Here is a 22,916-nt window from a genome sequence, read left to right as displayed (position 1 = left end):
ATTATTATCACTACTATTTTCTATATTTCATCAATAAGAAATTATAAAAGATTATGCAATTACTGTAATAATGTTATATATGATTGTAAAACATTATTGATGTTGAACATATATTATTGTATATCATATAATATTTATATAAATTAATACATATAAGCATTAAGTTTAATATATAATTTTATTAATTTCTTTTTCTGTAATAAACTTATCAATCTTCCCTTGCGCTAAGATTGGGGTACCGCCACCCTTACCATTATATGTTTTTAATATTTTTTGTAAAATATTATTACTTTGATACTGTTTATTATTATGCAATTCTTTACTTGAAGCAACTAATACTAAATATTCTTGATTATTAATTTTATTAATAAAAATAATAATAATATTTTGATATTGATTACGATAATGTTCAATTATTTCTCTTAATGTTTTAATATCTAAATTTTCAAAATTTGCAATTAATAGTTTATAAATATTTTCATTTTTTGGAACTAAAGTTAAATATTTTTTCACTATCTTCTGACGATTTAATTCTTCAAAATTAATTTGTCATTTTTTAAATAAACCATGTAATTCTAGTAATAACATTTTTCCTTTTCTTCAATCAGCAGCTACCACTTTTAAATTATTAATAGCATCATATATTTTTTCAATTTCTTCTTCTTGCATACAATTATCTTTATTTTTTTGATATTGAATAAATAAACTATTGCTTTGTTCTTTAATCATCATTATTTGTTGTGTTAAGTATTCATTAATAGTTTTTAATGATGTTAAAGCATGAATTCGATAAGAACCAGATCCTTTTGACTCAACATTAGTTATTAATAATTGTTCTACTTCTTGTGAATTATAACAATGAGTACCCCCACAAAGTTCAATTGAAAAATCACCAAACTTAATTACTCGAACTTTTTCTTCATATTTTTCACCAAAAAAAGCTAAAGCTCCAATTTTGATTGCTTCTTCATATGTACAATAAATAATTTCACAAGAATATTTACCTTTAATTCATTTACTTACTTGTTGTTCTATACTTATAATTTGTTCTAAAGTTAACATTTCATAATGACTAAAATCTAATCGTAAATATTGATAATTATTAAAACTTCCAGATTGCATAACATGTAAACCTAATAATTTTCTTAAAGCAGCATGTAATAAATGAGTTCCTGAATGATTTTTTCTTGTATAAAAACGATGTGAACTATTAATTTGTGCTTCAACAATTTCTGTTTGTGTTAATTCACCTTTTACTTCCACTTGATGAATATGCTGTTTTTGTGGTCCTTGTTGTACATCAATAACAGAGGCCGTTCCATTTTCTCCTTTGATAATACCATCATCAGATGCTTGCCCCCCCTTTTCTGCATAAAAAGGTGTTTCATTTAAAATTAAATAACCTTTTTCATTTTTTAAAAATTTTACCTCATGCTCTGATTTAAACATAAAAACAATATTTGTATTTATTTGTTCTTTATCATAACCAACAAAGGTTGAAGGAACTTTTAAATTAGTTAGTAATGAAGATTGAATTGTTAATGCTTGATGATTAATTCTTACCTTTCTTGTATTATCTTTACTGTTATCCAATAACTTTTGAAAACCTTTTAAATCAACAGTCGCATTTTCTTCATTTGCAATCTCTAATGTTAATTCAATAGGATAACCATAGGTATCAAATAATTTAAAAGCCGCAGTTGCATCTACTTTTTTATTATCTTTAATAACTTGTAATAATAATTGTTTTCCTGTTATCAATGTTGTTCAAAATTTTAATTCTTCGATTTTAATAATATTAGTTACTAAATCGACTTTTTTATGTAATTCTTGATAATGTTGACCCATAACTTTGATAATAATTGAAACTAACTTAAACAAAAATGGTTCATTAATATTAAGTTTTTGTCCATATACAACAGCTCTTCTAATCAATCTTCGTAATACATAACCACGATCTTTATTACTAGGAAAAACACCATCACTAATTGCAAAAACTAAGCAACGAATATGATCAGCAATAATTTTAAATGCAGTATTAATAGTTTTTTGTTTAATCTCTTGTGTAAAATAATTATTAATATCATAACGAAAATTTGTCAATTTTTCACATTCATGAATAATATTTTGAAATAAATCAGTATCAAAGTTAGTTGGCACATCTTGTAAAATTGCTACTAGTCTTTCTAATCCTGCACCAGTATCAATATTTTTTCTTGGTAAATCAGTATAATTATTTTTGCCATCATTATTAAATTGTGAAAAAACAATATTTCAAATTTCAATATAACGATCATTTTCAATATCATCTTTTAATAATTTAATACCAATATTTTTAGGATCATATTTAATACCACGATCATAATAAATTTCAGTATTAGGACCACAAGGACCTTGACCCATATCTCAAAAGTTAGTAGATCTTGTACCTTTAATAATACGTTCTTTTGGTAATTTAATAATATTTAATCATAAATTATATGTTTCTTCATCTTCATTAAAAACTGTTACATATAATAAATTAGCATCTAAATTTAATCACTTTTTACTAGTTAAAAATTCTCATCCTCAAACAATAGCTTCTTTTTTAAAATAATCACCAATTGAAAAATTACCTAACATTTCAAAAAAAGTTTGATGTCTTGCTGTAATACCAATATTTTCAATATCATTAATTCTAATTGCTTTTTGTGAATTTGCTAATCTTTTAGCAATTGGGGTTTGTCGTCCATCAAAATATGGTTTTAATGTAGCAACTCCAGAATTAATCCACAATAGTGAAGGATCATCATTTGGAACAAGTGATGCACTTTCTAAAATGTGATGATCATAACTTTTAAAAAAATTTAATCAAGTTGTTCTAACTTTATCTGTTGTTCATTTTATTGACATAATAATTTCTCCTCAAAATAATAAAAATTCCTATCAAAATAGGAACGTTTTTTAACGCGGTACCATCCTAATTCACTTACAAAGTAAATGCACTTAATTAATGATTAAAATTGTTAAATTAGGAGCTTCTAATTAATAATGGTTAAGTGCTTACACTATTCACTCTCGCTGAAAACTAATTATTATTAATTATACTTATCTAATTTAGATTAATATAAATATTAATTTCAATTTTAATATTAACCATAAATATTAGTTATTACAAGCAAAAAGATAAAATTATGAAATATTTTTATAAATTAAAAAGAAAAAAATATTAATTATTAACTTTATAGAATAAAAATTACAAGAAAGATTTTTTCTATTTAATCAAAAATATAATTTAACTGGTATTTTTTTTATTGTATATTCATTTTTTCAGATATAAACTTTAGTTAAGATTTGCTTAGAGTAATTTTTAAAAAATAAAAATTTATTATTAAATTATATAAAATTAATTCATTTAATTCAATATTATTTACTATTTAATATAGTAACTAATTTAATATATTAATGCATTTTTTATATTTTTAAATCTATAATTTTGAACAAAAAAATATTTTAAGTAAATCTTAAATATAGCTGAGTTATACTTGTAAGTGCAAGTAAATAAAATTGCAAAAAATTCTCATATAAAAATTTCATAATGCTAAATTTAGTTTAGAAAAAAGTAAGGAGTTTTTATATGAGTTATAAACATCTTGGCATAGATGAAAGAATTTATATTGAGAATCAATTGAAATTTAAATTTAAAATTAGTGAAATAGCTAAAAATCTTAATCGAAGTATTAGTACTATTATTCGAGAAATTAATAGAAATAAAGATAATAATCATTATTTTTCATTAATTGCACAAAATAAAGCTGAAAATCGAAAACAATCACATATTAGTTTTCATAAGTTTAAAAATAAGAATTTAGTAAAATATGTACAACAAAAATTACTATTAGGTTGATCACCTGAACAAATTTATGGCAGAATTAAAAATTTTCATAAAGAATGAGTTATTAGTTTTAAAACAATTTATACTTGAATTTATTTTGGAATGCTTGATAAAGTTACTAGTAAAAATTTAAGAAGAAAAGGTAAAAAACGAAAATCTAAAGAAAATCGTGGCAAGTTTAATGGTAAATCAATTAAAGAACGAGATATAAATGTTAATGATCGTATAACACTTGGTCATTGAGAAGGAGATACTATAGTATCATCACGAGGTAAAAGCAAATCATGTTTAATAACTTTAGTTGAAAGAGTATCACGATTTACTTTAGCAATATTAGTTAAAAACAGAACTACTAAAGTTATTAATAAAAATGTCAGTTATTATTTATCAATTCTTCCTAAAAACATTGTTAAAACTATTACTTTTGATCGTGGCAAAGAATTTTCAAATTGACAACAACTTGAAAAAAATTTAGATGTAAAAATTTATTTTGCCAATCCATATTCACCTTGACAAAGAGGTACTAATGAAAATACTAATGGTTTAATTAGAGAAAAATTTCCTAAAAAATTTATTTTTTCAAAAACTAATAAAAATGAAGTTCATAAATTTATATTGTCTTTAAATCAAAAACCGAGAAAAATACTAAATTATCTTTCACCAATCGAATATTTGGATAGAAAAATAATTTAGTTGCACTTACCTTTACAATTTAGCTATAAAAAATAAAAATGATAATTAATTGAAATTTTACAATTAAATCTAGCATTAAAAATTTTATTAATTTATTAAAATTAATCTTTGTAAGAACAATAACTATTAAATTACTATTCATTTTTTTAAAATGAAATTTTAAACAACTGAATTTATTTATTATTTCAAAAAACAAAAAAATAATTTAATTTCTACTCTAAATTTGTGTTTTATTAACATATTACTATAAAAGGAGTCCAAAAATAAATCAAATTAATAAATAAAAAGGAGACAAATTTTATGTCAAGTAAACTAAATAATAATGAAATAGATAATACAATAAATGAATTTGAAGAAACTGAAGAGGAAGAAAAAGAAAATGTTGACACAGAATTAGAAAAAATTAAACAAGAAAAAGAAGAAATTCAATCTAAATTAAATGAAACACAAATTAAATTAGAAGAAGCTAACAAAGAAATCGAACAACTATTAGAAGAAATTGAAAACACTACCGATAATGATAAACTACAAGAACTAAAAAATAAACTAGAAGAAACTAACAAAGCAAAAGTAGAAATGCAAACTAAATTAGAAGAAGCTAATAAAGAAGTCCAAAAACTATTAGAAGAAATTGAAAACACTACCGATAATGATAAACTACAAGAACTAAAAAATAAATTAGAAGAATTAGAAAAAAAAGTAGCAGACACAGAAGTTGCTAACAAAGAAATAGAAATTAAATTAGAAGAAACTAATAAAGCAAAAGAAGAAATAGAATCTAAGTTAGAAGAAGCTAACAAAGCTAAAGAAGAAATGCAAACTAAGTTGAATGAAGCCAATAAAGAAATTCAAGCATTATTAAACGAAATTGAAGAAATACAAGAACTAAAAAATAAGTTAGAAGAAGCTAACAAAGAAATCGAACAACTAAAAGAACAGATTAATGGTAAAAAAAGTGATGAAGAACTAAAAAATATTAAAAAGAGAGAAGAATTAGAAAAAAAATTATCAAAAAAAGAACTAGAAATTGAAGAAATAAAAACTAATTCAGACACAATAGAAAATATTGAAGATCATATTGAAGAAAAAGAAGCAATTGAAAAACAAATACAAAATATTAAAGATCAAATAAATAAATTAATTGAAGAAGAAAAAAATAGAGTTCATTTAATCAATTGTCAAGATCTATTAAAACAATTAAATGATATAAAAGATTCAATAAAAAATAATTATGAAATGATAGAAAAACTTAATCAAAAAAATAATAATGATAAATCAAAACAAGAGTTTGATGAAACAATACAACAAGAAATCAAACAATTATTACAAATATTAGTGGAAAATGAAAATACTATTAATGAATATCAAAAGAAAATTGAAGACCTTAAAAATAATAAAAATAATTGTGATAAAGAAAATAAAGGAATTGAATTTTATCAAAATTTAATAAATGCTAAAAATAATGAAATATTAAAAACTCAAGAAAGAATCAATCTATTAAAAAGCACTAAGAATTGTAATCAAGAAAAAAACAATTGTTGCAAAGAAATCAAAGAAAAACTAGCACAATTAGTTACAAATGAAAATGATAAAATGATAAAAATCGATGAAATCTATCAATGACAAAAAAAGATAAAAGAAAATGAAATTTCTAATCAAATTAATAACATAGATAAAATAATTGAAAATCTAAAAAAAGATAAAAATAACATTATTCCTAAAGAAAATAATTGAAATATAAAAATATCAAAAATTGAAGATATTAATAACAAAATGCTTAATAATAATCATCAAATTTGTCTATTAGAAAAAGAACTAAATCAAGATCCAAATAATGAAAAAATAAAAAATAAAATTAAAAACTTAATTGAAGAAATTGAAAAACTTACTGATGAAAAAAATCAAATTATTAATAATAACAACAAAGAAAAAGAAAAAATCATCTCACAATTAAAAGAAATTGAAAAAAAACTAGCACAAGAATTAAAAACAAAACAAGAACTTGAACAACAACTAGAAAATCTAAAAAAAGAAAAAAACGATAGTATAACAATTTATCAAAAAAAACTAGAACAAGAATTAAAAACAAAACAAGAACTTGAACAACAACTAGATAATTGCAAAAACATTAGAAAAGAATTAGAAAATCAATTTAAAGAATGTAAAGTAAAAAGAGAAGAACTTGAACAACAATTAAAAAAGGCAAATGAACAATTAAAAATAAAAGATCAAAAAATTATACAATTAGAAAAAGAGTTAGAAACAATTAAAAAAATAAAAACGATGAGCCGTGTGATAATAATCAAACTACAAATATTATAGTATCAATTCCAGAAATCAAAAATGGGATTTATTCAATCACAGAAGATAATAATGGTAATGTTTATTGTGTTGGAAAAAGTAATATGGTATTTAAAGTGAAAAAAAATAAAAAAGTAGAAACAATCGGCAAAATAGATTCTGATGGTTTTACTATTAAACATGATGGTTTTGATAATATTTTTATTGGTACTACTAATGGAACAATTTATAAATATAATACAAAAGAAGAAGAATTTACTAAAATAAAACAATTTAATGAAATTATTAATGTAATTGAAGTTGATAATGATCATAATATTTATGTTGGAACTTGAAATAGAAGCACTGGAAAAGATTTACCCGGAACTGGTAGAGTTTATAAGTTAGAAATTGGAAATAATGATTTTTCCGAAATAAAAGGAACATCAGGTGCAGTATGATCATTAGCAATAGATGAAAGCAATAATATTTATGCAGGAACAACACAAGGACTATTCAAAATAAATCAAGAAAATATTTTTATTAAATGTCCAGAAAAGATTCCATATGAAAACCCTAATGTTCATACAATACGTGCAATACTAATAGATAAAGAAGAAAATATTTGAATTGGAACAAGAGAAGGAAAACACCTAGGTAATATTTATAGATGTAAAAAAGGAGAAAAACAGTTTATTAGAATTAATGAAAAAAGTAAAGGAGAAGTTTTTACATTAGCTGTTGATAGCAAACAAAATATTTATGCGGGAACATGAAATAATGCAGGAATTGGACATTTCCTTCAATACTATCCTAAAGTTAATTACTTTGGAACTTTAGCAAATATACCTACTAATTTAGGTTCTATTGAAAATATTTTTATTGGAACAAGACTTGGACCTGATAGTGGCAGAGAAGGAGATTATATAAAATGAAAAAATTTTGTATATAAGTACAAACAAAAAAACAGATTCAAAGTATAAAAATAAAAAACACCCTTGAAAGTGTTTTTTATTTAAATTATGCAACTAATTTCTTTTCAGAAGCTGTACTTGATGATGCTAATGGTTCATTTTTATTCACTTTATTTGCGTCAAAAGGACTAACTTCTTCATCTAAATCAATACCAGAATCATCAAAACTTACATTTCTTAGTTTTTTTTCTAAAATTGCATTTTCTCTTATTAAAATACTAATTTTTTCTTTAAAAAAATCAATTTCTTGTTCCTTGACTCTTAGCATATTATCTAAAGTTGTAAACTTACTAACATTTTTTTCATTACGTTCATTTTGAACTTTTTTATATTCGTTATTTTCAAAATCTAATTCTTTAATTCTCTCTTCATTTTTTTCTAAAATTTGTTCCAATTCTTTAATCTTAGTCTTATTTTTATCTATTTTTTGCTTTATTTTTTCATATTTTTCGTTCATATCTTGCAATTTTTTTTCCTTACTTTGTAACTCTTTTTTTAATTGTTTAGTTTCATTTCTTAATACTTCATTTTCTGTTCGTAATTTTTTTTCTTTATCAATCATTCTTGCAAGTTCTTGAATATGATTTTTTATCTTATCTCTTTCTGTTGATAATTGCACAACTTTTTTAAAGTTAATTTCAAAATAATTAATTAATTTTTTAGTAATTTTTCTCTTGTAAAAACCAAATGTTAAAATGTTTAATCATTTTCTACTTTTTCTTGCATTTTCTAATGCTTTACGTTCAATTACTAAAGCATCAATGTCTTTTTCTAATTTTGATAAGTTATCAATACAACTTTTAAATTCATTATTGAATGAATTTCTAACAAAAATTGAATATTCTAATTTTTCAAGTTCCTCTAATTTACTTGTAAATTGCTTATATAATTCTCTATTAGCACTATTTATATTTTCAAAACTAAATAATGATAATAATAAAGAAATTATAAATACTATTTCTTTATGATCCTTCTTTTCGCCAATTTCTAAAGGAGTATCACCATTTTTATTTTTAATATCTATACTAGTATTAATACCCCTTGCTTTAATGAGTAGTTTTACCATTTCAATATCTTGTTTTATAACTGCCAAATGTAAAGGGGTATTACCATCTATATCTTCAATATCTAATTTTGCACCAAGTGAAATCAGCTTTTTAACACTTCTTATTTGCCCTTTTCAAACAGCGATATGTAATAATGTTTCTTTATTTTGATTTTGCATATCTAAGGGAACACCTTTATTAATTAAATAATCAAAATCCCTATCATATCTAATAATATCATTATCAGTATTACTTTGTGAGTTTTTTTCATTTTTTAAAAATTCATTTTTAAGTGCCATTTTATATTTCTCCTAACAAAAAAACTCATTTACCTTAAAATTAAAGTAATGAGTTAAATTAAAACTTATATTAAATAAATATTTTTGTTAATACTAACATATTTTAAAACTTTTGTATATAATTTATTATTGTGTCATTATTTAGTGATAATTTCCTATTAGTTATCGAGCAAAAATTTCACAAAAGTAAAGTTAAATATACTTGGTGATAAATATGGAAAGAAGCATGACTATGAAAGAAAAATATAAGTTTAATATTATAAATGACATTATTATTAATAAATTATCTAAACATCAAGCTAAGAATAAACTTAACCTAACTATTAGAAGAATTAACCAATTAATTCAAATTTTCAATAGAGAAGGTAAAGTTGGTTTTATTCATAAATCCCGAAATAAAATTTCTAATAAAACAACAAATTTTGAAATCAAAATTAAGATTATAAATTTATATAAAACCAAATATTATAATTTTAATTTTCAACATTTCCATGAGAAATTAAACAATGAAGAAAAAATTAAAATTTCATATAGTACACTTTATACTATATTAATTAAAGAAAAAATTACTTCACCAAAAAGACATAAAAATAAGAAAAATAACTTGCATCCTACAAGAAACCGAAGAACAAATTTTGGTGAATTAATTCAAATGGATGCAAGTAATCATCATTGATTTGGTAAGGATAAACCAAAAGCTTTTTTACATGCTGCAATTGATGATGCTACAGGCAATATTGTCGGACTATGATTTGATCATCAAGAAACATTAGATGGTTATTATAATGTTTTTTATCAAATTTTAACTAAATATGGCATACCAAAAACATTTTATACTGATAATAGAACAGTTTTTGGATATAAAAAAACAAATCGATGCTGGCAAAATAAACACGGAAAATGATACTTATACTCAATTCCAAAAGTCTTGTAATGATTTAGGTGTTGAAATTATTAGAACTTCCATTCCACAAGCTAAGGGTAGAATCGAACGCTTATTTGGAACACTTCAAAGTCGCTTAATTAGTGAACTTAGACTTAATAAAATTAAAAATTTAGAAGAAGCTAATCAATTTCTTAAAATATATATAAGTATTTTTAATAAGCAATTTCCTTACCTATTGATAATAATAAATCTGCTATGATTAAAGCTCCAAACCAAGAAGAAATAAATATTTATCTTTCAAGATTTTCTAAAAGAAAAACGGATAGTGGTTCAACTATAACATATTATGGTAAAAAGTATTTTCCTTATAAAAATAGCAAAGTTCAATACATACAACCTAGAACTGATGTAATTGTACTTAAATCGTTTATTAATGAGTTATATCTTAGTTATAATCATCAAATATATGAATTAAAAGAAATAGCACCAAAACCAATTATCAAAGAGGATTTGATAAAAACTAAAAAGGTTTATATACCAAATAAAAACCATCCTTGAAGATATGGATACTAATAATACCAAATTAAAATTAGATAAAATTCTTTTTATAAAAGATTATTTTTGTGAATACTTAACTATATAAAATTTTAAATCGTTTGTCGAGCAGCAAATTTGATGCCTTAAAATTGATTTTAAAGATATAAAAAAATAAAATTATACACCACCAATAGCACAAGCACCAGAAGCCATTGTTGTAATACCACCAACAACATTACCAATTATGGGAATAGTATTTAAAGCACCATTAACAATAGTTAATGTGTTTTCACAATTTAAATTTGATTTATTTTCTAGATTTAGAAGTCTGTTGTCAAGTTCATTAACTTGTTTTTTTAAAGTTTCAAAATCTGCTTTGATTCCTTGAATATTTTTGTTTAATTCATCTAACTTTAATTCATGTTCAATTAAAGTTGAAATATAACTTCAATCTCTTATATAACCTTTTATTATTTCTTTTTCTTGTCTTTTTCAATTATATAATGCTTGAGGATTAAATGTTTTAGAATTATTGATTGCTTGTGGTAAAGTAGAATTTCATTCATTTATATGTGCAAATCATTGTTTAACTTTTGAATCATTTGCTATAATATTTGAAATTTCATTAAATTTATCTTGTGTTACATAGGTAAAAGTTGGTTTTGTCAAACCATAAGAATAGGGACTAAAAGTACCAACAATTATTTTTTTTCAAAATAGCCAATAAAGTGTGAGTAATTAGATTTATCCAATAAATAAACTTCTGATAATTTAAAATTATGATATTTTTTCTTTATGGCACTTTTAATTTCGTTATCAACGTTATGATTAATTTTTCCTAAATTAATTTTTATATCTTTATTTCAATCTGGAAAATCATTTTCTAAATTATCAAGACGATTATTTGGATAATATTTCTCATCTTCTGTTATTATTCTTACTGATTCAAAATCAAATCAATTAAATGGTTTTTCATAAAGTACAATTTCTATACGTTCTTTTCTAGAACTATCTGTATATACTTTTTCAATTTTTGAAAAATTATCTCAAATTGTTTTACCTACTTGTTGTATTTCTTTTCATGTTCATGGAAAAATTGCAGTAATTGAAATATCATTAGAATTATATCGTTGCATCATATCCTCTTTAAATTTTTCGCCAAGTTCTCATGCAGGATTATCTTTTCAATAATGATAATCAGCTATTATTCCTTCAAAAGTTTTTGGTGTAAATGAACAAGTTACTTTACCTCAACTACCCCTTATTTCGTTTTTACCATTTAATGTTCTTTTTAATCGATTTCTGTGTTTTTCATGACGATGTTTATTCATATTTATTTTGCTATTTGTTGTTGGGTTGTTAATAATAAAATCTGTTTGATTATTACTTGCAAAATTTAATTGTTGATTTACTAAATCTAAACTAGTCGTATTTTTTCTAACTCAATTTTTAATATTTGAATTATCAATTGACTTACCATTAATACCTTGTATTTTATTATTTAAAAGTGGAGCAGTTAATACTCACAATTTAAATCAATAACTTGGACTAAAATATTTCATAATTTTGTTCTCCTTTGAAAGTAAATATAAAAATATTTACTTTCAAAACAAAGCAACTTTTATTTGTTAAATTTTACTTCTTTTTTATTTTTTTTGATAAATATTTTTGGGAAATTTTCACTCGATATTGACATATATAATTTATTATTTTACTAACAAATTATACATTTCAATAATTTCATTAACTTGTATTCAATCTTGAAAAGTGGCTCCTGCATAATGATCATGTCCACCACCACCAAATTGTTGAGCAACAGTATTAACTTTTATATAATTACTACGAAAAATACCAATAATTGGCCCATTAATTTCAGTTTGTGAAAACATCATTCAAATTTTACTATCATTAATATTTGCTAATAAATCAACATGTTCATTAGCAGTAAAAGCAGATACTACTAGTGGTTTTAATAGTTCTGCTTTTAAACAACAAGATATTACTTTATTATTTGAAATATAATTTTTAAATATGCTAAATTGTAAAGGTAAGTGCAACTAAATTATTTTTCTATCCAAATATTCGATTGGTGAAAGATAATTTAGTATTTTTCTCGGTTTTTGATTTAAAGACAATATAAATTTATGAACTTCATTTTTATTAGTTTTTGAAAAAATAAATTTTTTAGGAAATTTTTCTCTAATTAAACCATTAGTATTTTCATTAGTACCTCTTTGTCAAGGTGAATATGGATTGGCAAAATAAATTTTTACATCTAAATTTTTTTCAAGTTGTTGTCAATTTGAAAATTCTTTGCCACGATCAAAAGTAATAGTTTTAACAATGTTTTTAGGAAGAATTGATAAATAATAACTGACATTTTTATTAATAACTTTAGTAGTTCTGTTTTTAACTAATATTGCTAAAGTAAATCGTGATACTCTTTCAACTAAAGTTATTAAACATGATTTGCTTTTACCTCGTGATGATACTATAGTATCTCCTTCTCAATGACCAAGTGTTATACGATCATTAACATTTATATCTCGTTCTTTAATTGATTTACCATTAAACTTGCCACGATTTTCTTTAGATTTTCGTTTTTTACCTTTTCTTCTTAAATTTTTACTAGTAACTTTATCAAGCATTCCAAAATAAATTCAAGTATAAATTGTTTTAAAACTAATAACTCATTCTTTATGAAAATTTTTAATTCTGCCATAAATTTGTTCAGGTGATCAACCTAATAGTAATTTTTGTTGTACATATTTTACTAAATTCTTATTTTTAAACTTATGAAAACTAATATGTGATTGTTTTCGATTTTCAGCTTTATTTTGTGCAATTAATGAAAAATAATGATTATTATCTTTATTTCTATTAATTTCTCGAATAATAGTACTAATACTTCGATTAAGATTTTTAGCTATTTCACTAATTTTAAATTTAAATTTCAATTGATTCTCAATATAAATTCTTTCATCTATGCCAAGATGTTTATAACTCATATAAAAACTCCTTACTTTTTTCTAAACTAAATTTAGCATTATGAAATTTTTATATGAGAATTTTTTGCAATTTTATTTACTTGCACTTACAAGTATAACTCAGCATTTAGAAAATATTAAAAGAGAATTAAGTGGTAATGAATTAATAAAATTATTAGAACCATATATTAAAGACCAAAAAATAACTGTTAATAAACCAACCGCTCCAAAAGAATATTATCTTAATGATATAAAACTTGAACCATTAACATTTTATGAACAGCATAATAGTTGATTTATGGGTGAAATAACTGATAGTAAAACAAACATTACTAATCCTTGTTTTAAATATAACATTACGTGAGAAGAAAACAGAAAAGGTTTTAAAATAAATAATCCATATAAACATGATGATTTACCAATTAATTATATAGTTACTTCTTATAAGGAAATTTCAACTCATAATGAAAAAGTATTTTTGTTGAACATGTAAACAAAATAAATTAGATTATTTATTCTTTAATACTAATGATATAAAAACAAGAAAATATTTTTTAAGAGATAAAAATAGTAAAGCAATTTGTTATGACTGTATTTTAAATATTAGGTTAAGTAGGAGGTCTAAATATGGATAAAGAAAAATTAATTTATTATCTTGATAATGAATTTATGGAATTACTTAAAGATGATATTAGTGATGAAATTAAAATTAATATTAGTAATTGAAAAATGAAATTAATAATGAGATTACAAGAAAAAATTCAAAATGGTGAATTTGATTAATAATGGAATATGAATTAATTATTGGAATTGACCCTGCTGGAATTGGCAATAATGGAATTGTTATATATTCAAATGAAACTAATAATATTTTTTTAATGAAACATTTAAAACTAAAACAGTTTTAGAAACTAAAAATTTATATAAAGAATACTTTTTATTAATTAAAAAACAGTTTGATAATAAAAAAATACTAGTTATTGTAGAAAATTTCTTTTTAAGTTCAAAACAATTATTAACTAATCCATTAGCAACTCCTAAAATTATTGGTTCATTAATGGTATTAGTAGAAGATGTTATGAATTGAGATTATTTAGAAAGTGAACCAAAAAATAAAACTAAAATAGAAAATTATAAAGGAAATATAAAATTTACAAAACATGAACAAGATGCATATAAACATATTCAATATTATTTAAGGAATTATAAAAATGAAAGATAAAGCAAATTATGTCAAATTAACAGTAAAACTGAGTAACACTATTGAAGCAAAGCATTATGAAAAAGGTGACAAAGAATTATATTATAGTGTTCGAGGTCAATGAAATGGTTTAAACTATGTTACTTTAATTTTTAATAAACCAAAATTTTATAACCGATGTATTTTATTAAACAAAAATGATGAAATTATAGTAACTGGTGAAATATTTAATACTTTAAATATTTCTAAAAATCGTGCATTTTGTTCAATCAATGTTAAATGATTTAAAAAATGAAAAGAGTAAAAATGAATAAATGTAAATATTGTAATAAAAGAATTTGATTAACTAATTATTGATGTATGAATTGTTTAGAAATATTAGTTATGAATTTAAATAAAAATAAGGAGAAATAAATATGAATAAAGAAAAATTACTTGACTATTACCATGATAAATTAAAACAACATGAAAGAAATTTAAATGAACTTAGACTTAATGAAGGTATAGTAAAAAATCTTTTAATGGAAATCAGTTCTATGATTGAAAGAATTAATAAAGGTGAATTTGATAATGACTAATGAGTATGATTGACTATGATATTGTGATACTTATGGTTGTAAAAATAACAATAGTAAACAAGAGATATATGTATGTTCAATTAAAAAAGATACAAAATTAGGATTATGTAAAACTCATTTTAATAATTATAGAAATATAACAATTGATTATGTTATTGACATAAAGGAGAAAAATAATGATTAAATTAAAAGATTTATTTGGTCAAGATAAAATAGAAATATTTTCACCAAATCCAAACGATTTAACAGATAGTAAAGATATAAAAGCATTGATTTTATGAAAATATCCTAATGTAATTGCTGAATATTTAGTTGTTTCTCAACCCCATGCAAATACTGCTATTTTAGTAGGAGATAATATTAATTACACAGGTTGAGTAGAAGTATTTATTAAAAAAAGAACAAGTTTAGAAGGAGTAAATGAAAATGCCAAATGATACCATTGTACAATCAAATAATTATACATTAACGAAATTAATAAGAACTGGAATAAGTCCATTATCAGCAATGATTGGTAAAGTGCTTATTATGGTCAATTATTAGAAAGTCCAGTATTAGGAAGTATTAATGCTTTATTGTTTAGTAAGAAATTAGGAATTGATATATGAAACTTAAATCAAATACCTAGTACTAAAACTAAATTACTTAACAGTTCTAAAAAAATATTGTTAGGATTAGGAACAATTGGATTAGCAAATTATAGTAAATTTATAAATGAAATAATTGAACCAATTACTCCAACAACACCAAGTACTACAACAACAGATACTCCACCATGACCACCAAATTTATTATTAAATGCAAATAATAATCCTAATAATTTAATGGATTGAGATACATATTTATCTTTAAATAGTTATGGTATTGCTAATGTAATTGCAGGAGTTACTGAATTAATACCTAGTAAATTTGAAAATATAAGAAAAATTGCAAATATGATTACTGGTGGAGCATTAATTTCAAGTGGTGTTGCTATGGGTATTAATAATGATTTTAATAATGCTTATGCTATTCCGACAATAGTAGCAGGAGCAACTGAAATTATTCATAATTTATTACCTATGGAAACTAATCATATTAATACTGAAATGCAAGAAACAGCATTTACTAATGAACATGCTAATTTAATTAATAATACTGAACAAGAATATGAAAGACAAAGACAAACTTATGGTTCAAATGATAGTATTGATAGTTTAACTAGTAATGTTATATATGAAAGACCTGTGTATTGTTCAACAACAGTACCATTATAAATAATTGAAAGGAAAATATTCAAATGAAAGAATTTATACATGAATTAATAATTATAGGAACAAGTGTAGGAACATTAATTTGCAGAGAATTAATTGTTTGATTTAAACGATTTATTACAACTCCAAAACATGTTCGAGCAAATAATAAAGTAATAAAACATCAAAAAAAATTAGCAAAATTAAATGAAAAGATTAATAAAGGAGAAAAATAATATGACAAAAATCGAATTTAATGAAAAATATAGAAAAAAAGATATCAGTATTGATAGAGATTTTGATTTACATATTGATAATTGTTTTAAATTTTCTGATATTGATATATTAGAAAATGCAGTTAATGATTATAAAAAACTAATAAGTGAAATGCCACAATTAGTTAAAGATTGATTATTGGGATAAGATTAGGAGAATGTTAAATGTTAGAAAATGAAACTAATGTTCAAGAAACAACTGAACCTTTAACTGAAAATAATGATTTACAACAAGAACAAGAAACCAAAATTGTTGAATTAGAAAATAAGTTAAATAAACTTAATCAAGAAATTAAAGAAAAAGAAATGATTAATATATTTAAAAAATATCAAGTTAAAACTGAATTTTATGATTTTTTAAAATTTAAAACAAGTAATATAGAAAATTCAAAAATAGAAGAACCAATTAAAAAAATGATTAAAGAACAACCACTATTTAAAGAACCAATTAATACAGGTGGTAAACAAGAAACAATATTAACAAATCAACAAACTTCAATAAAAAGTAGTTTATTAGATTATAAAAAGAAAAATAATTTATAAAAGAAAGGAAAATTTAAAATGCCAAATCCAGTACCATTTAAACAAAATTTAGATAATACTACAAAATTAGTAGAAGCACCTGAATTTATAGAATTTTATAAACAATCAAATAGTCCATGAGCAAGTTTTTTCCCAATTGAAATGGTTAATTCTACAAACATTGAATTTATAGTTAAAAAACCAAAAGACCCAACATTCAAAATACTTCATTGAAATGATAAAAGTAAAGGATTAGAAGTTGGTTATGTTGATACTGATAAAATTAATAAAGAAATTACAAAAGAAGCTAGTACAGGAGAAATGATTGGTGAAGTTGATTTATTTGCAGATAATGGGCAAAATTTACTAGAAAGTATGCAATATGAAGTTGCTAATGATTTAGCAGATTATTTAGCAAATAATGATACAAATACAATTGCTCAATCTGCCAAAAAAGTATTCATTACTGATACAACACCAGTAGGATATTTAAAATCAATGTTATCAGCATGAAATACTTTATTTCAATTAAGAAATAGTAATAATTGTAAATTTTTTATAACAAATAGTCTTTATGATAGTTTAGTTTATTTAGCAGATAATAAAGGTTTAATTACTGATAATCAATTAGCACAACAATTAAGATTAAATGGAACAAATTTATATATTAAAGGTGTATTATGTCAAATTGTTATGGATGATTATATGACATTTAAAAATACTGAAAATAAAAATCAAATTATGAACTTTGTTTTAGCAACACCAAAAGCAATGAAAAGATATATGTTACAACAAACTAGTATATATGTTGAAGATATTAAAGATGGTAAAGTTCCTAAAAGATATTTAGTTGGTGGACAAGTAACAGGAGAATCTATTCCTTATATGTCAAACTCAGAAACAGAATCAAGATGAATGTTATGTGGTATTGTTAATAAAAAATATTTAAGTGCAGAAATTACAACATTAACAACTAATATTAATGCTGATACTACTAAAAAGTATAAATTATTAGACACAACAATTAAAAATACAACTGAACTAAATAATTTAAATCCAAATTTAGTAAGTCCGATTATTAATTATTTTAGTGATGCACAAGGTCAAACTGATGTAAGTAATCAAAACCAAAAAGCAGGTGATTTATATGTAGTAATCACTGCTAATGATACTGATAAAAATTATCAAGGTTCAACAAATCCAATTAAAATAAATCTTAAATAACAAGGAAATTAATTATGCCAATTGGTACAACTAATACAGCAATATTCTTAAAAATAAATAAACCAAAACATACTAGAATAAGTCAACAACAAGAACATAAAAGTTTATGATGAGAAATTTTAGAAATGATTGGTGTACAAGTTATAGCAGTAGCACTTGCTCCTTTTACTGGTGGTTTAAGTGAAGATTTAGCACTTGGATTAGGTGCAAGTGATTTAATTGCAAGTATTAGTGCTACTGGTGTTGAGTTTGCAACTGATTTTACTATTAATCAAGTTTATGATTATTTAAAAGGAAATGTAACATCATTAAATACTTTCTTTAATTTATTACCAGCATTCTCAGGTCTTAATAGAATTACTCGTGGTTATCGGACTACAAAATTTATTAAATTAGTACAAAAAACTAAAACCTTAGAACAAATTGGTGTTAAAGAAGTTAAAAACTTACAAGAAATAATTAATCAAGTAACTGGAAAAAGATTTTTAACAGATAAAATTATTGGTAATAATCGTTACTTATTTAATTATAGTTTTGCTCCTAATCGTGAAACAATAATTCAAAATTTAGGATTTGTTGCAGAAAGACAATTTAAAAATAATTTTCAAAAACTAGAAGAACAAGAATTAAAAGATTATTTATTATTACAAAATACATTAATAAAATTAAGTCCACAATTAACTCCAAAGTTTAAAATTAAAGATATTGAAAAAGCAAATAACTTTTTAAAAAAATATAATAGTGATTTAAAAGAAGTATTATCGATGAACCAACATGATTGATTAAATTTAGTTCATACAATACATGCTGATAATAGATATGGAAAAACTTTAATTTTAGATTTACAAAAAATTCGTGCTAATGCTATTAAATTTAATTTTAAAAATAGTTCAATTCATAAATTGGTATTAAAAGCAAATCAAACTTTTAAATATTTTGATATTCGATTTTACTTAAAAAAGAGTTTTAATAAATTTTGAAAAGATACACCATATTTTGAAAAATTACGAGAAAGTATATATAAATTACAAGAAAAATTTGAACAATTAGAAGAAAAAGCAATTGAAAAAATTAACAAATTAAAAGAAAAAGTAACTGATTTATTTAGTAATGCTGAGAAAAAAGCAATTAGACATGCACAATTAATTCCATTAAATTCACCAGTATTTATGGGTTGTAAAATTCAACCTTTGTCATTAGATAAATGTGCTATTAGTATTTATCATCGTAATCCTAAATATAAACTAATTGTAGTAGTTGATAGTATTGTTAAAGCAGAAACCTTTGTTACTCAAATACATCCATTTCATTGATATAGATGATATAGTGGCTGATACATTGGTTATGGAGTAAATCATAATAAGTGATTAAAATCAATAGCATTTGCACGCCAGTTGTTCAACAAGTAATTAGAGATAGTTTTAAAGTTTATAGAGAAATATTTAGAACAATTAGAACTTATCATAAAGTAGTAAATGTTATTAATAATCCTATTGAAAATATTGATAAATCATTTAAAACCGTTGGTTTAAAATTTTCAGTAAATACTTTATTTGGTACAGGACTACTACATCATTTAGAAAAATTTGCATATAGTCAAGTTGTAGAAAAAGGTAAAAAGAAATTACAAAAAGAAATTATTCATATAGCACATAGAAAAACAAAAACACGTACTAAACATTATAAAAAAGCATTTTTTAAGGAATGATAAAATATGATTAATAAACTTTGAACTGGTGTCAGTTTAGAAAATTATAATAACTGATACCCTTTAACTGGAAAAATTACAGAAACCCCACAAAAATATATAAAAACATGGCCAAATGTTAATGATTGATTTAAAACATTTGCTATTCGTGCTCAAAATGATATTAATGCTTATCTTGATTTTATTTTATCTAAATTTCCTTTTGATAGTTTTAAAGATGAATTAATTAAAGAAACATTAAGAGATATGGTTTATGTATGTGCTGAACATTGAGTATTTAATCGTACACCAATTGAATTTAATGTTGATGCTACTATTCAATTTAATAATGGTAGTCAATTTAGTGCAAGTAGTATTCCTACAATTAATGTTTTAGATTTAGCACCCAGTAGAATGAAAATATTAGCAAGATTAACGGAATTAAAACAAATATTTTCAAGTTATAATGATGATGAAATAGATGTTGAAAAAATTGACTTAAAAGCATTTTATACTAGAAATCAAGTTGATGAATTGATTGAACAACAAAAAGAATTTACATTATCAAAACAAATTAAACTATATGATGATGTTGTTAATAATAATGAACATGAAGTTTTTCGTGGTGCTGTAACTAATTTTATCAATAAAGGATATGTAGCAACAGAATATAATAAAGAAACTGAAACTATGATTTTAAATTGACCAAATGAAATTGGGACATTACCACCCGAAGCATTACAAAATAATCCACAAATTGGTGACTTTACCCATGCTGCAACTGCTGACTTTTCTGCTAAACAACAAAAAAGAATTACTACAAATGAAAATAATATAACTAAATTTAATGATAAATTAACTAAAACTAATGAAAGTATTGATGATATTAAAAATAATTGATTTAATATTGAAACTAGTCCATTATGAAAGAAAATTGATAATAATGACTTATATACAAACCAATGATATATTGTTCCTTGAACTTATGTTTATTTTGATAGTAAGCAATTAAGTAGTTCTGTTTCAAAATTAACAAAAGTTATTATTGAATATAATTTGACAAAAGAGCAAATGTTCATTGTTGTTGAAAAAATTATTGTTGAAGATAATATTAACATTACACTTTCTTTTGATTTTAATACTAGAAATTTTATAGTACAAACTTCATCTACAAAATATAAAGGTTGATTAGATAATAATAAATTATATCAATATATTGGTAAAGGAAAACCAATTGAATTTATTGCAACAGAAAGTACTGAACGTGATTATTATACAAAAATAGAAACTAATGACTTATTAGATAAGAAACAAAATATAGAAGATAATAATTTAAAAACTACTAATAAAAATGTTGTAAGTGCTATTAATGAAATATTAAAAACATTTGATAAATATTGAACTGGTGAAAAAACAAATCAACAAATTAATGATGTTGAACAAAATTTAACTACTGTATTAACAAAATTAATTAATGATAATAATTTAAAAATTAATGAAAATTTTAAATTATTTAATGAAAGATTAACAATAGATGAAGATAAAATTGCACATTTACCAAGTAATCAACAATGAAAAGATGTAGCAATATCACAAGATAGAGAAACAATTGTTTATGAATTAAAAACAAATACACATTATAGAATATTTTATGATGTTAATAATAAAAGAAGTACTGGATTAATTGGTAAATATCCTTGTTTAATAAGTGAATTTTATTGAATTTATACTGATGGAAGTAGTTTTAATGATTTATGAATTAATTTACCACATTGAAAAGATACTACTCTTTCACATTTAATAATAATAATTAATCAACATAAAATATCATGAAAAAATAATTCAAATGACGGTAATTTTTGGAAATTACAAGAGTTACAGGAATAAAATTATGATTTGAAAAATTATAAAAATTATTTTAAGTTTAATTGGAGTTTTATTATCTTCTGCTGTTGCTGGTTTAATTATATTTATTATTGTAAAAATTGTATTAAAAATTAATCAAATATTTTAGAAAGGAGAAAAAATATGAAACCTTTTTGACCAAGAAAAGATAAAACAAATAATAGTAATAATGAAGAAAAATCTAAATTAATTTTTTTAGAAGATAAAACCACACATTCTTCAATTTTAAGTTATTTTGGTTTTAATGATTTTAATCATGAAACTTATTTTACTGATTTTGTTGCAGAAAATAATGCTAATTTATATAATGCTCCATTAGATATTAATAATGAAACTATTAAACAATATTTAATTCAACAAGAATTTTATAGAAAAAATTGAAATTCTATATTTAAGTTAAGCAAGTTAGGAATCAGTGGTTATTTAATTTTTATTGCTAATGATGATTTATACTTTCAAGTTGTTGATATACAACAAAGAATTTATGATATTACTGGTAAATTAATTCAATGTACTATTTTTTATGATAATTATCAAAAAAATGCACAAACAGTAAGATTATTTGAAATTTATAAATTAAATAATGAACAAGTAACAATTAATCGTGCAATTTATAGTATTAGTGATAATAAAAAACAATTTCCATTACCTTTTAAAGAATATAGTAATAATCCTAATTTAGAACAAGAACAAACATTAATTATATTCCAATAGCA

Annotated in this window: 27 protein-coding genes and 1 pseudogene; 22 read left to right on the top strand and 6 right to left on the bottom strand. The window is 22.3% G+C overall.

Annotation, left to right across the window (positions count from 1 at the left end):
• Nucleotides 1–165: 165 nt before the first annotated feature.
• Nucleotides 166–2,892, bottom strand: a complete 2,727-nt coding sequence (gene alaS, locus AACL03_RS08005) for an alanine--tRNA ligase (RefSeq protein WP_339040016.1) — start codon at nucleotides 2,890–2,892, stop codon at nucleotides 166–168.
• Between the two features lie 724 nt (nucleotides 2,893–3,616).
• Between alaS and AACL03_RS08000 the strand changes: the two genes are divergently transcribed.
• The 3 genes from AACL03_RS08000 (at nucleotide 3,617) to AACL03_RS07990 (ending at nucleotide 7,830) form a co-directional block, all read left to right on the top strand.
• On the top strand, nucleotides 3,617–4,567 hold the full coding sequence (locus AACL03_RS08000; RefSeq protein WP_339038665.1) for an IS30 family transposase: 951 nt from the start codon (nucleotides 3,617–3,619) through the stop codon (nucleotides 4,565–4,567).
• 300 nt (nucleotides 4,568–4,867) lie between these two features.
• Entirely contained in the window at nucleotides 4,868–6,889 is a 2,022-nt protein-coding gene (locus tag AACL03_RS07995) for a hypothetical protein (RefSeq protein ID WP_339040015.1), read from the top strand.
• An 83-nt stretch (nucleotides 6,890–6,972) separates the two neighbouring features.
• A complete protein-coding gene (locus AACL03_RS07990; protein WP_339040014.1) occupies nucleotides 6,973–7,830 on the top strand; it encodes a two-component regulator propeller domain-containing protein in 858 nt (285 codons plus the stop codon).
• Between the two features lie 37 nt (nucleotides 7,831–7,867).
• On the opposite strand, the gene AACL03_RS07985 is transcribed toward AACL03_RS07990, so the two are convergent.
• On the bottom strand, nucleotides 7,868–9,166 hold the full coding sequence (locus AACL03_RS07985) for an ankyrin repeat domain-containing protein (protein ID WP_339040013.1): 1,299 nt from the start codon (nucleotides 9,164–9,166) through the stop codon (nucleotides 7,868–7,870).
• Nucleotides 9,167–9,380: 214 nt separating this feature from the next.
• Here AACL03_RS07985 and AACL03_RS10045 point away from each other — a divergent pair.
• Nucleotides 9,381–10,625, top strand: a pseudogene (locus tag AACL03_RS10045) (ISNCY family transposase).
• A gap of 141 nt (nucleotides 10,626–10,766) precedes the next feature.
• Here AACL03_RS10045 and AACL03_RS07965 read toward each other — a convergent pair.
• From AACL03_RS07965 to AACL03_RS07950, 4 genes are all read right to left on the bottom strand, one after another.
• Nucleotides 10,767–11,258, bottom strand: a complete 492-nt coding sequence (locus AACL03_RS07965; protein ID WP_338980346.1) for a hypothetical protein — start codon at nucleotides 11,256–11,258, stop codon at nucleotides 10,767–10,769.
• 32 nt (nucleotides 11,259–11,290) lie between these two features.
• Nucleotides 11,291–12,151, bottom strand: coding sequence for a hypothetical protein (locus tag AACL03_RS07960; RefSeq protein ID WP_339038780.1), 861 nt, complete (start codon nucleotides 12,149–12,151; stop codon nucleotides 11,291–11,293).
• A 144-nt stretch (nucleotides 12,152–12,295) separates the two neighbouring features.
• Nucleotides 12,296–12,646 carry a DHH family phosphoesterase gene (locus tag AACL03_RS07955; RefSeq protein ID WP_339040010.1) on the bottom strand — a complete coding sequence of 117 codons (351 nt, stop codon included), beginning with the start codon at nucleotides 12,644–12,646 and terminating at the stop codon, nucleotides 12,296–12,298.
• Nucleotides 12,647–13,597, bottom strand: coding sequence for an IS30 family transposase (locus tag AACL03_RS07950; RefSeq protein WP_339038665.1), 951 nt, complete (start codon nucleotides 13,595–13,597; stop codon nucleotides 12,647–12,649).
• 40 nt (nucleotides 13,598–13,637) lie between these two features.
• Here AACL03_RS07950 and AACL03_RS07945 point away from each other — a divergent pair, with 40 nt between their 5' ends.
• The 18 genes from AACL03_RS07945 (at nucleotide 13,638) to AACL03_RS07860 (ending at nucleotide 22,914) form a co-directional block, all read left to right on the top strand.
• Nucleotides 13,638–14,069 (top strand): hypothetical protein, encoded by a 432-nt coding sequence (locus tag AACL03_RS07945; RefSeq protein WP_339040009.1) that lies wholly within the window; start codon nucleotides 13,638–13,640, stop codon nucleotides 14,067–14,069.
• Nucleotides 14,070–14,203: 134 nt separating this feature from the next.
• Nucleotides 14,204–14,359 carry a hypothetical protein gene (locus AACL03_RS07940; protein WP_339039586.1) on the top strand — a complete coding sequence of 52 codons (156 nt, stop codon included), beginning with the start codon at nucleotides 14,204–14,206 and terminating at the stop codon, nucleotides 14,357–14,359.
• A gap of 2 nt (nucleotides 14,360–14,361) precedes the next feature.
• A complete protein-coding gene (locus AACL03_RS07935) occupies nucleotides 14,362–14,484 on the top strand; it encodes a hypothetical protein (protein WP_339040008.1) in 123 nt (40 codons plus the stop codon).
• A 149-nt stretch (nucleotides 14,485–14,633) separates the two neighbouring features.
• On the top strand, nucleotides 14,634–14,798 hold the full coding sequence (locus AACL03_RS07930) for a hypothetical protein (RefSeq protein WP_339040007.1): 165 nt from the start codon (nucleotides 14,634–14,636) through the stop codon (nucleotides 14,796–14,798).
• A complete protein-coding gene (locus AACL03_RS07925; RefSeq protein WP_339039590.1) occupies nucleotides 14,788–15,081 on the top strand; it encodes a hypothetical protein in 294 nt (97 codons plus the stop codon). The genes AACL03_RS07930 and AACL03_RS07925 overlap by 11 nt, the downstream gene beginning before the upstream one ends.
• Nucleotides 15,082–15,193: 112 nt before the next feature.
• Entirely contained in the window at nucleotides 15,194–15,355 is a 162-nt protein-coding gene (locus AACL03_RS07920; RefSeq protein ID WP_339039592.1) for a hypothetical protein, read from the top strand.
• Nucleotides 15,348–15,539: a hypothetical protein gene (locus tag AACL03_RS07915; RefSeq protein WP_339039594.1), complete on the top strand. Its 192-nt coding sequence runs from the start codon at nucleotides 15,348–15,350 to the stop codon at nucleotides 15,537–15,539. The genes AACL03_RS07920 and AACL03_RS07915 overlap by 8 nt, the downstream gene beginning before the upstream one ends.
• Nucleotides 15,532–15,813 carry a hypothetical protein gene (locus tag AACL03_RS07910; protein ID WP_339039596.1) on the top strand — a complete coding sequence of 94 codons (282 nt, stop codon included), beginning with the start codon at nucleotides 15,532–15,534 and terminating at the stop codon, nucleotides 15,811–15,813. The genes AACL03_RS07915 and AACL03_RS07910 overlap by 8 nt, the downstream gene beginning before the upstream one ends.
• Before the next feature lie 117 nt (nucleotides 15,814–15,930).
• The gene (locus tag AACL03_RS07905) at nucleotides 15,931–16,611 is read left to right on the top strand and encodes a hypothetical protein (protein ID WP_339040006.1); all 681 of its coding nucleotides are present in this window, start codon (nucleotides 15,931–15,933) and stop codon (nucleotides 16,609–16,611) included.
• Nucleotides 16,612–16,634: 23 nt separating this feature from the next.
• A complete protein-coding gene (locus AACL03_RS07900; protein ID WP_339039600.1) occupies nucleotides 16,635–16,823 on the top strand; it encodes a hypothetical protein in 189 nt (62 codons plus the stop codon).
• Nucleotide 16,824: 1 nt separating this feature from the next.
• Nucleotides 16,825–17,010: a hypothetical protein gene (locus tag AACL03_RS07895; RefSeq protein WP_339039602.1), complete on the top strand. Its 186-nt coding sequence runs from the start codon at nucleotides 16,825–16,827 to the stop codon at nucleotides 17,008–17,010.
• 17 nt (nucleotides 17,011–17,027) lie between these two features.
• The gene (locus AACL03_RS07890; protein ID WP_339040005.1) at nucleotides 17,028–17,405 is read left to right on the top strand and encodes a hypothetical protein; all 378 of its coding nucleotides are present in this window, start codon (nucleotides 17,028–17,030) and stop codon (nucleotides 17,403–17,405) included.
• An 18-nt stretch (nucleotides 17,406–17,423) separates the two neighbouring features.
• Entirely contained in the window at nucleotides 17,424–18,608 is a 1,185-nt protein-coding gene (locus AACL03_RS07885) for a hypothetical protein (RefSeq protein WP_339040004.1), read from the top strand.
• Nucleotides 18,609–18,622: 14 nt separating this feature from the next.
• Nucleotides 18,623–20,017: a hypothetical protein gene (locus AACL03_RS07880; RefSeq protein ID WP_339040003.1), complete on the top strand. Its 1,395-nt coding sequence runs from the start codon at nucleotides 18,623–18,625 to the stop codon at nucleotides 20,015–20,017.
• Nucleotides 19,972–20,319, top strand: coding sequence for a hypothetical protein (locus AACL03_RS07875; RefSeq protein ID WP_339040002.1), 348 nt, complete (start codon nucleotides 19,972–19,974; stop codon nucleotides 20,317–20,319). Before AACL03_RS07880 ends, AACL03_RS07875 begins: the two co-directional genes overlap by 46 nt.
• Nucleotides 20,320–20,322: 3 nt before the next feature.
• A complete protein-coding gene (locus AACL03_RS07870; RefSeq protein WP_339040001.1) occupies nucleotides 20,323–22,182 on the top strand; it encodes a hypothetical protein in 1,860 nt (619 codons plus the stop codon).
• A gap of 4 nt (nucleotides 22,183–22,186) precedes the next feature.
• Nucleotides 22,187–22,309 carry a hypothetical protein gene (locus AACL03_RS07865; RefSeq protein WP_338957828.1) on the top strand — a complete coding sequence of 41 codons (123 nt, stop codon included), beginning with the start codon at nucleotides 22,187–22,189 and terminating at the stop codon, nucleotides 22,307–22,309.
• A gap of 14 nt (nucleotides 22,310–22,323) precedes the next feature.
• Nucleotides 22,324–22,914, top strand: coding sequence for a hypothetical protein (locus tag AACL03_RS07860; RefSeq protein ID WP_339040000.1), 591 nt, complete (start codon nucleotides 22,324–22,326; stop codon nucleotides 22,912–22,914).
• Nucleotides 22,915–22,916 lie beyond the last annotated feature (2 nt).

It is taken from the genome of Spiroplasma endosymbiont of Andrena trimmerana (assembly GCF_964019575.1).
Lineage (GTDB): Bacteria > Bacillota_I > Bacilli_A > Mycoplasmatales > VBWQ01 > Spiroplasma_E.
This window is presented reverse-complemented; position numbering and strand designations above follow the sequence as displayed.